The organism is Chitinophaga sp. (assembly GCF_036566945.1).
In the GTDB taxonomy this organism is placed as follows: domain Bacteria; phylum Bacteroidota; class Bacteroidia; order Chitinophagales; family Chitinophagaceae; genus Chitinophaga.
In genome coordinates this window covers 1-10,491 of the sequence record NZ_DATCVJ010000934.1, presented here as the reverse complement: position 1 = coordinate 10,491, position 10,491 = coordinate 1, and the positions used below count along the sequence as shown (strand labels likewise).

Below are 10,491 nucleotides of genomic sequence, written 5' to 3'. Positions count from 1 at the left end.
ATTTCACTGGGGTATAATTTGTAATGATGCAACGTGTGAAAGACATCACGCCTGACATCGTTCAACAGCCCATGTAAGCGATTATCATTCAACGTATGATGTTTACTATGCTGTATTAGCATTACTATCAGCTATCAGTTGGTGTCATCAGGCATCAGCTGTAATATAACAAAGGCCCTGCGTGGCTGTCTTCCTATAAATTATATTTATGGGAGACAAATACGCAGGGCCTTTGTTTATTTTAAAATCGTAGGCTACAGGACGTCCCACCATGGTTTGTCTGGCGCGGCAGGCTTGTCTGCCGGCGCATTTCCGGCTGGTGTACCGGACGGCAAAGTGGTAGCGGATATGCCAGAGATTGCAGATGCGCCGGATGTTCCTACCGCTCCTGATATTCCAGTCGTAACCGTTGCGCTTCCATTTGTATCCGTTACCGCTCCAACTTTTTGCGGCGCTTGTTCACCGGTCCAGATACTGCGTGCTTCCGCCTTAATATCTTCTCTTTGTAACAACGCTGTCAGCGTGGCTTTTAGCTTTGCTCCCACATCCGGCTTCACCATGTAAACGAAATTGGCGTAGCCTTCCATGCTGCTGATCACGTTTTTTCCTTTGCCCCAGCTTTTGCCGGATAAGCCTGTGTGGCCGATCTGGTGCAGCAGTGCGCGGAATTTGCGAAGCGTAGCACGATCCAGACTCAGTTTTTCATTTACCACGATGCCCGTTACTTCATGCTTATCGCCACGGCGCATCACTTTTAGTTTGTCGGGATGAAGAGTAAAGCCTTCTTCTTTCACAAACATTTTCACAGCGCGCAATAATTGTCCGGCTTTGTCAGCGGCGGCTCCTTTTGCAGAGAAAGTCATGTCGTCGGCATATCGCGTATAGGCGTAACCGTATTTAGCGGCAAGTCCTGCGAAACGCCGGTCCAGCTTATAACAGATCAAATTGGTGATGGCGGGACTGGTAGGCGCCCCTTGTGGAAGATGTCGTGCCGTTTTAGCTACATAGTATTTACGGCCGTCCAGCAGGAGTTCATCTACTTCCGGTTCAGTGCATATCAGGCCCAGGATGGTAGCTACCTGTTCTGCATAACCCAGCTTACAGAAAAGTCCTTTCACTCTTTTATAAGCGATGGAGGGAAAGAAATCCTTCAGGTCTACATTGATGACAATGTCCTGTCCTATATGTGGGGCAGCATTGGTAACAATAGATTTACCTGGCACAAAACCATGGGCGGATTCATTGTTTTTTATTTTATAGAGAATGTTTTCCAGTATCCAGTGTTGCGCTGCTTTTAGTTGTGGCATGGGCGCAGAGATCACACGGGTGCCACCTGATTTTTTAGGAATTTGGAAACGCTGATAGTGGGTATGGTGGCCTACTTTACGGTTGAACGACAAGTAACGCAGTTTACCGATGGTAATACCCATGGCATTGGCTAATGCCACGGCATTGGGCCATACCGGCAGACCAAATTTTTCCAGTTGAGCCGTATCAGGCACTACTTTATTCAATCCGGCAGAAACATCTTCTCCCAGGTAAACAATGTGGAGATTCTTTTCTGTCGCCCATTCGGCGGCGCGTTTTACGCGTGCTTCTTCCCGGCGTTTTTTGGTGTCGGCTCTTTTTAATTTCGCTTTGGCCATGCGTTCTTTGCGCATGTCTTCCAGCAATAATCTTTTGCTACGGTACCTTTGTTTTTCGGCCAGGAGTTCATTCAGTTGCCGGTGTAATTCTCCTTCCTTGCGGATAAGGGCTACTGCCGGAGTGGGCTGTCCTACACTACGGGGCCAGAATCCCAGGCGCGTCATTTCTTCCAGTATATATTCCTCTTTGGAGGATGCACGTATTTGATCGTACAGCTGTTGACGGGTTAAAGACATGATAAATATTTTGGTATTTATTCATTTTCTTATTCGGCTAATGAATGTCAAACAAGCCAATGCTGCTGACATACAATAGCCCAATAGCTTAAAAAAAATGCTGCAATGATGCGGGTAAAATCTGATCGGCGGTACGCCTGCTGAGTGGGAAAGGAACAAAATTCTGTAAAGAGGAAACGGCCTTCGTGCGAACCATTGACTAAATCAATCAACTCCAGGGAGGGGCCTACCATACGTATATTTCAGCCCCTGGGGCTTCTACCGGAAATATGCGTATGGTAGGCCCCTCCCAAAGTAAAGATTGCATTTAGTGAAGCATGTATAGTCAAAATACCTGAATGACGAAACATCATTCGTCCCTTTTCGGGCGCAAGTGCAATCAATTCCTCTTTACAAAGATCTTTGTTATTAACGAGTCAGCAAGGTAAAAAATAATTCCGGAAAATAAAATATCTCCCTAAAAAATTATTTTACCGCTTTACTTTCCGAATGCGCGATACGCAGTGCCAGCATGTGTTCGCAAGGCCCTTTGTATAATTTATTCGAAGCATAAAAATTACAATCACAATGTGCTTCACTCAATCTTTCATCCGCATCAATGGTTATAACGGGATGGTATACACGATGCGACGCAGGTACATTTCCTTTCAGTTGTAAACCAACGCCTGGAATGTCTGTTTCGGTCACCGTTACTTTCCCTTCTTTTATAAACCTGTTGGCGGCTGCTTCCTGTGGATTAGAGAAACGTAGTTCCTCCAATGGCAATGGTTCCCGGCTAAGTTCCCGTAAACGGTAAAAGCCGGTATGCAAATCAAAAATCACTTTACCTGCCTGTGTATAAATGCCCAAGGCACCCAATACCGTTGCTTTGTCTAATCCGGTGGCGGTGGCAATGGTTTCCGGCTTGGCCATCCACCTCGTTTTCAGGTCTGCAAATACTTTCAATTTTGCGGCGTCATCTACTGCTGCTCTGGGCGCCATGAGATCAAACTGTCCGGCACGTGACCAGTCGTTGGCGGTCCATCCGCTCAGGCCCAGTGTGAACTGCATATCCCCCAGGTCTGCCACATAGAAAGAAGGCAATCCGTTTCCGGTAAGATGCACTGTAAACTTGCGTGCAATAGGAATCAGTCTTTCCAGGATCAGCATTCTTCTCCTCCCCCATATCCTGATTTCTCTGCGCTGCGGACCGGTGTATAACGATCTCGCACATACGATTTCATGATTCCAGGGTTCAAATACGGCCCGCACCGGCTTGCCGGGTTCCAGTATAAAACGAATGGAACGGGGACCTTTTTTTTCTTTGAACCTGCGCAGCCAGGAGCAAAAATTGTATACATCCATCGGATGCAGATCAAAGCTGGCTGCGGGTAATGTCATGGCTGAGCTTACCTGCAAAAATCCTCTGACCCAGCTATCCGGCAAATCTATTTTTACTTCATGATACAGTTCCTCCTGAGACGTTTGTACCTGGAAACCTCCCGGATCAATTTTGAAATCTGTTTCTTTATAATCCCGGATTTTCTGGAACTCATTATATAAAGCAGCCGAATAATCAATGTTGGTCGTACCGCATTCAAACTCGTTGACCTCCTTGAATACATTGTAGCTGGCACTTAGTTTTCCGTAGGTAGATTCATCCTGGCTAAAACATTCGAAGAATAGTTCATCCGGATGTACACTGATCACGGGGTCCAGCACAAACCAGGCATCCCGGTCTTTCTGATATAAAAAATCGAAGTACTGTTTGCGTGCTTTATAAAACGGTCCCATGACCCGGTCCTTCTCCTGGGCAATACCCTGGAGTTCTGTTCTCAGCGCAGCAATGCGCTGATCGGCGGCGGCGGCATCGTATTGGTTCATGAACTCTGCCAGCCAGATCGATTCCTGCTGGGCAGCCCATTCTTTGTAGGCGGTTTTATCTTTGGGTTTAAAACGAAGATCAGATACCACTACATCATGCAGGGCAGATATGGCTTCGCGGAAAGCTATTTTTTTATGCAGCTTCCCCACAAAGAAAGTCGGGTCTCGGCGGGTATCCGGTGCAAATGAAATGCCTGCAGAAGTGGCATTGCTGTACACCTGGGAGTTGCCGCTATATCTGTAGTTAAATAACATAAAATGGATTACTTTTTAAGATACTCTGATCGCAGTTGGCAATAACTGAATAGGCAGTTCAATGGCATATTGTTGCTGTATGTTACGCATGATATCAATGCAGCGCGCTTTGTCTCCAATGGCTACTGTAGCAGAAATATGGGCAATGATCTGTCCTATGTAAGCAGCTGCAGCTTCGGATTTCCCTGCTTCCTTTTCCAGGAATCCGAAAATCCTTTCTTTGGCTACACGGGCTTTATTCACGCGGCTGAGTACAATCCGGAAATACGGTTCCAGCTGTTGCAGGAACTCCAGGTTACCGGCTGCATAGCGCTCCAGGTAATTGGTGGCGAACAACTGCATGGACTCACTGGGATGCTGACTCAGTTTCAGTAGGTAGGTAGTACCATCGGCTTCCCGGAAGAAACGCATCAGCAGTTCCCGCCCAAATGCCTGTATATCTGGTCTGACGCTGTCTGCAACGGCCACCAGTACTTCCGGAGACCAGTCATTTTCGCTAAACTGTGTGCGGAAAAACTCCATGGCCTGTTGCCTTGTGTCGTCCCATTTGGCATCCAGTAAACCGATCGCGGCATCACGTTCGTAGCGGATGCGCTCCACATTTTTATAGAAGAAATTCCAGCTCCACTCTCTTACACTCAGCAGTTCGTGGCTGCCGGTAGCAATTACCTGTTTCAGCGATAATGCCTGGGCAGGGATGTATTTGTTGAGCACCACCAGTCCAAACTCCTGGGCAGATCTGTAGTTGGAATACAGCAAACGCAAAGCGGTAGCGGTATCTACATCCTGCAGGTAATTCACCAGTTCATGACTAAGCAGCGTTGCAATATCTTCATGTATACCTTCCGCAGTTTCCTTACGCATCAAACGCGGCACCAGCTCATTGACCAGGTAGATGGCCAGCCGGTTATCCTGTTCCACTAACTGACTGATCAGCGGACGGATCGCATTTCGTACGTCCGTGTACGTATTTAATATAATATGGAGTATCAGTTCAGGTCTTGCCAGCAGTTCAGTAGTGCCCATGGCACTCAGCATCTCCACACCAGCTGCCCTTACGGGCTGGTAAGTATTCCCCAGCAGGCTTTGCAACAGTGCATCCGATATTTCTGTGTAATTGAAATGTCCCTGTTTGAGTAGCAGCAACCGCGCAGCAAAAGCGTGACAGGCTGCTACCGGGCTTTTCAGCAGGTCTTCTATAACTGGTATACCCGTTTCCGTTAGTGCTTCACGACAGAAATGTTCGATGATACCGCAACCGTCATTCAGGTTGTCGTTGCCCGCGGCGGTGGCGGTGGTCAGCGCGAGTAAACCGGTGATGGCTTTGGTACTGAGCACACGGGCTTTGTCCAGTGGCAAATAACTTTGATGCAGTTGTTTGCGTACAAAGTTGCGTACTTCGGGATAAGGCGAAAAGATCAGTTGCATGAGGAAGTCGGCATCTGCAAAACAGGTCGCTTCATTTTCACTGATCCATTGCAGCCCCTGTATCCGCGCCAGTTCCAGCGGGCTCTTTATCAGCACGAAAAATAATCCCAGGTCTGGTTTAGCGGGATTGTATCTTTCTTTCGCCAGTTCCAGACCAAACATAGAAGGAATGCTGAAAGGGTTGGCCAATAAACCGCCAATCACTTTCTCATCCATTTTATCTTTCAGGCTGCGATAGTCCGGATGTGATTTCAACTGCTCCATGGCAAAAATATGCACCACTTCCATCCTTGCAGAAATCAACAGCTGGATGAAAGCCTGGGGCAGTTGTTGCCATAAATGCAGGTAGGGCACATCGCTAACGGGACGTGCAGGCGCCTTCTCCGCCTGATATTCCGGCGGTACCGCTGCCGTAGTAAGATTTTTATCGGTTCCCCCTAGCCAGCCGAATAATTTCTTCAGGAGATTATTCTTATCCTGATTTTTAGCGGCGTCCGGATTAGCTCCCAGTACTGACTTATTCTTATCTAGCGCATCTGCTTCGTTGAATATCCACTCTTTGTTACCGGGCAACAACAGCATGTTGGCCGCATTACCGCGAAGTATATAATTAAGGTATATCGCGCGGGAGTTAGCCGGAAACTGTTTGTAGATGGTGGTATAACGGCCGTTTACATATCCGTAGTCACGGCTTTGATATTCCTTTGTGGCATCTCTTTCTTCTTCGTATTGCAGCAGCAGGGCCGTTGCGAGACGAACATACTGCGTATCTTCTGCGGCCCCGAATTGCTGCAGGTTACGCAGCACGCGGCGGTGCAGATAAGCGCGGGTTTTATTAGAGTAAGCCAGTTTGCTGGTGGGGCGCTTCAGTTCTTTATCTGCCTGTAGCGACTCTTCCAGTTCGGGTATAAAGACTTTAGGCACAAACGATTCTCCATCGTAGTCCGTTCTGGTACCCGGGTTAACGAACATCGCTGCTTCCCGTTCAAACCTGGCGGCCAGCAGTGCTACCGTTCCCTGATCGTCGCGCAGTTCCGCCTGTTTAAAAATATGGCGGATATGCTGGAAGTAGGAAGGCCGGAGTGGCAGCTGATGCAACAGGGCTACCATGGCTTGTGCCACCGTTCTGTTTTCGAAAGCTACCAGGTACAAGTCTTCCAGCAACGGATAGTTCAGTTGCTGTTGTGTGATCACTCTTTCCTGTAAAAGGTTGAAAAGTGCGGCCACATCATTGATACCAATGGTCGTCTGAAATATTTCGGGTAGGCGTTGCAGATAGGACTGCACATGCGCCGTACGTTCTTCCGGCGGTAACACCAGGAGCAGACCGTTCGCGGCCAGCATCCGGATGTTCAGTGGCCAGGAGCCGTTATCTGCGTAAGAGCGGAGTACGGGAATGGCAGCCGGATCGGCGCATTTGGCCAATGCCCATAAAGCGGAGTAGCGTTGCAATGCATCGCCTTTTTCTACCAGTTTTATCAGGTAGGGAACCGCTTCTTTTACTTTCCACTCTCCTGCTTTCCAGATCACGCGCGAAGTTTTCCAGCTGGTTTTATAACTGGATACTCCTTCGATAGCATCCTGCAGGCGTCTTAAAATAGCGCGGTGTTTTACATCTGTCACCTGGGTAGTATCTACCGGTACAAATGATAAATCCTGCACTGCTTCCTGTTCTCCGAGATAGCCTTTGCTTCGTTTTTCCTTTTCCAGGGCATCGAATATAGTAGTGGCGGCGGAAAGTGCTACAGGCGATACAGTTTTGGTGCCGTCTTTCAGGGCTCCAAATCGTTTTCCGTATCTAAAGTTAACAAGATACTGTTCCGGGCCAACTTCACAAAGGTCAATTTCATAGGTCTTATCCGAGTTTCCTTCCCGGAAAAAGAGTTTTACGTTCCTGACAATTCGCATGAGCTAACATTAAAAATAGTTGGCTAAGCTAACAAAAGAATTACAAAATGAAATGATAAATTAGAAAGCGTGGATAAAAAATATATATGCGTAGACGTTAGGGGTAAAAATAGTGACGGGCCGGAATAAATCCGACCCGTCGAGTGTTGTAACCTTCACGGATATTTTCATGAAGTATCTTAAACGTTGAAACGGAAATGCATCACATCTCCATCGGCAACAATGTATTCTTTTCCTTCAATACGCAGGCGGCCGTTATCGCGGGCGGCTGCTTCAGAACCGTATTTCACGTAGTCATCGTAAGCAATTACCTCTGCCTTGATAAATCCTTTTTCGAAATCTGTGTGGATCACGCTGGCAGCCTGTGGTGCTTTCCAACCTTTGTGAATGGTCCAGGCACGTACTTCCTGCACACCGGCAGTGAAATAGGTGATCAGTTCCAGGAGGTTGTAGGCAGAACGGATCAGGCGATTCAGACCTGGTTCAGTTAAACCGTATTCGCCGAGGAACAGTTCCTTATCCGCCGGTTCTTCCATTTCGGAGATCTGAGCTTCAATGGTGTTGTTCATCACGATTACGGTAGCGTGTTCTACTTTCACGGCTTCCTGCAGGGCCTGTGAGTATTTATTACCGGTATGAAGAGACGCCTCGTCTACGTTAGCCACGTATAAAACGGGTTTTTCCGTGAGGAGGAACAGGTCGGCGATCGCTACGCGTTCCTCTTTGCTGAGGCCCAGTTCGCGGATATTACGACCTTTCTCCAGGTGTTCCTGGCATCTTTTCAGTATTTCGAATTCTATTTTTGCTTTAGGATCGCCACCGGTCTTAGCCATTTTCTCTGTGCGGGCTACTTTACGTTCCACGCTGTCCAGATCTTTCAGCTGCAGCTCTGTATCGATGATTTCCTTGTCGCTGACAGGGTTGATTTCCCCTTCTTCCCGAAGAATGTTTTCATCTTCGAAGCAGCGGATCACGTGTACAATAGCGTCTACCTCACGGATATTGGCCAGGAATTTATTTCCCAGGCCCTCTCCTTTGCTGGCGCCTTTTACCAGGCCGGCAATGTCCACGAACTCGATGGTCGTAGGCACCACCCGTTCTGGTTTTACCAGCTCTTCCAGTTTATACATACGTTCGTCAGGCACATCCACCTGTCCCACGTTAGGTTCTATAGTACAGAAGCGGTAGTTGCTGGCCTGCGCCTTAGCGCTGTTGCTCACCGCATTAAACAAAGTCGATTTTCCTACATTCGGCAATCCTACAATTCCAACTTGCAAAGCCATTTTTTAAAATTTGCGCAAAGATAGGTTTATTTTAGTTTATTTGTTGATTGAATAAACCAATAATCTAATGGCATTAAACTACGTATGGCTGGGATTTTTTCTTATTGCATTTGTTGTAGCAGTTTTCAAGTCGGTAGTTTTACAGGACGCATCCGTTTTCGGAGACATTATGAACGGCATGTTTGCCAGTGCTAAAACGGGTGCAGAGATCTCTCTGGGCCTGGCCGGGATCATGACGCTATGGCTTGGAATCATGCGGATAGGCGAAGTGGCCGGCATGATCACCCGCTTTTCGCGGCTCGTCAATCCTTTCTTTTCCAAATTATTTCCGGACGTGCCCAAAGGCCACCCGGCAATGGGATCTATGATGATGAATTTTTCGGCTACCCTGCTGGGGCTGGACAATGCCGCCACTCCTATGGGACTCAAGGCCATGAAGGAATTGCAGGAAATTAATCCAAAACCTGAAGAAGCCAGCAACCCACAAATCATGTTCCTGGTACTGAATACGGCCGGTGTGGTACTCATTCCCACGTCCGTGATCGCTATCCGGCTGGCTGCAGGCGCGGCTAATCCGGCGGATATCTTCATCCCTACGCTCATTTCTACGTTTATGGCGTTTATCATGGGGATGATTACCGTTTCTATCTTCCAGAAGATCAACCTGTTTAAACTGCCGGTGCTGATTTTTCTGACCCTGTTTGCCGGTATTATGGTTCTGCTTTGGCTTTGGGTACGTCATCTGCCTGCGGCAGAGATAGGCCCTAAAACAGCCTCTTTAGGCGGCGCGATCATATTTGCGATTATTATTGTTTTCCTGACAGCAGGCATGATAAAAAAGATAAATGTATATGATGCCTTTATTGAAGGGGCAAAGGAAGGATTCCAGGTATCCGTGCGGATCATTCCTTACCTGGTGGGGATGCTGGTAGCCATCAGCGTATTCCGTACCACCGGCTGCCTGGACTATATCACTAATGGTATCGGCGGGTTGTTTGCCTGGATGGGGGTTAACACTGATTTCGTACCGGCGTTACCGGTAGCCTTCATGAAACCACTGAGTGGTGGTGGCGCAAGGGCCCTCATGGTAGATATCCTGAAAACACATGGGGTAGATTCCTTTGTGGGCAAATTAGCCAGCATTATTCAGGGTACTACGGAAACGACCTTTTATGTACTGGCCGTGTATTTTGGTTCTGTGAATATTAAACTGACCCGGTATGCGCTGGCGGCGGGACTTATCGCCGATTTCTTCGGTATGCTCTGTGCGATATTGCTGGGTTATTACTTCTTCCATTAAAGAGAATTTCAAATTACGAATTACGAATTACGGATTACGGATTTGTGAGGAGATTACTGCGGAGAATATCCGCGTTTACCATCTCCTCACAAATCCGTAATTCGTAATTCGTAATTCGTAATTCCTCTACTCGTCCCACCAGATATGATCCGTTAATTTCACGGAAGGCATATTAGCACCATTACGGCTTTTCTCCGTATCGGGATAAGCCAGCCGCCTGATAAAGGTTGTCAGCTTCGCATCTACAGGAAGATTGAAATTTTTATATTGATAATCATAGCGACGTGCATCATTCCAGGTATCCGGATGCAGAAACTGTGCGGCATATTTTTCTTTCAGAATAAGATCCAGCGTAATAGCGCCCTGGCCTACGCCCACTATCGGATTACGCAGATAAGCATTCCGTTTCGCGGTATCCACTCCAACTTTATCCATGTTGGCCGTGATACCCAGGATATAATTATCATAGGCGGTCTTTTTATCGCCATTCCTGAATGCCGCTTCGGCGGCAATAAACCGGCATTCTGCATTGGTAACCACCAGCAAAGGCGCCCCTCCTCTGGAATAAAAT

The 10,491-nt window shown here is 47.6% G+C and carries 6 protein-coding genes; 1 reads left to right on the top strand and 5 read right to left on the bottom strand.

Going from position 1 to position 10,491, the window contains the following annotated elements; translation table 11 throughout:
- Positions 1 to 254: 254 nt before the first annotated feature.
- The 4 genes from VIP81_RS28070 to ychF form a co-directional block, all read right to left on the bottom strand.
- A complete protein-coding gene (locus VIP81_RS28070; protein ID WP_331969327.1) occupies positions 255 to 1,883 on the bottom strand; it encodes a reverse transcriptase family protein in 1,629 nt (542 codons plus the stop codon).
- A gap of 465 nt (positions 1,884 to 2,348) precedes the next feature.
- Positions 2,349 to 4,001: an SWIM zinc finger family protein gene (locus VIP81_RS28065; protein WP_331969324.1), complete on the bottom strand. Its 1,653-nt coding sequence runs from the start codon at positions 3,999 to 4,001 to the stop codon at positions 2,349 to 2,351.
- A 15-nt stretch (positions 4,002 to 4,016) separates the two neighbouring features.
- Positions 4,017 to 7,337 (bottom strand): HEAT repeat domain-containing protein, encoded by a 3,321-nt coding sequence (locus VIP81_RS28060; protein ID WP_331969321.1) that lies wholly within the window; start codon positions 7,335 to 7,337, stop codon positions 4,017 to 4,019.
- A 179-nt stretch (positions 7,338 to 7,516) separates the two neighbouring features.
- Positions 7,517 to 8,620 carry a redox-regulated ATPase YchF gene (ychF, locus tag VIP81_RS28055; RefSeq protein WP_331969318.1) on the bottom strand — a complete coding sequence of 368 codons (1,104 nt, stop codon included), beginning with the start codon at positions 8,618 to 8,620 and terminating at the stop codon, positions 7,517 to 7,519.
- A 67-nt stretch (positions 8,621 to 8,687) separates the two neighbouring features.
- On the opposite strand from ychF, the gene VIP81_RS28050 reads away from it, so the two are divergent.
- Positions 8,688 to 9,920, top strand: coding sequence for a nucleoside recognition domain-containing protein (locus VIP81_RS28050; protein ID WP_331969315.1), 1,233 nt, complete (start codon positions 8,688 to 8,690; stop codon positions 9,918 to 9,920).
- A gap of 126 nt (positions 9,921 to 10,046) precedes the next feature.
- On the opposite strand, the gene VIP81_RS28045 is transcribed toward VIP81_RS28050, so the two are convergent.
- The coding region (locus tag VIP81_RS28045; protein WP_331969312.1) for a SusD/RagB family nutrient-binding outer membrane lipoprotein at positions 10,047 to 10,491 on the bottom strand (445 nt) is incomplete at its 5' end.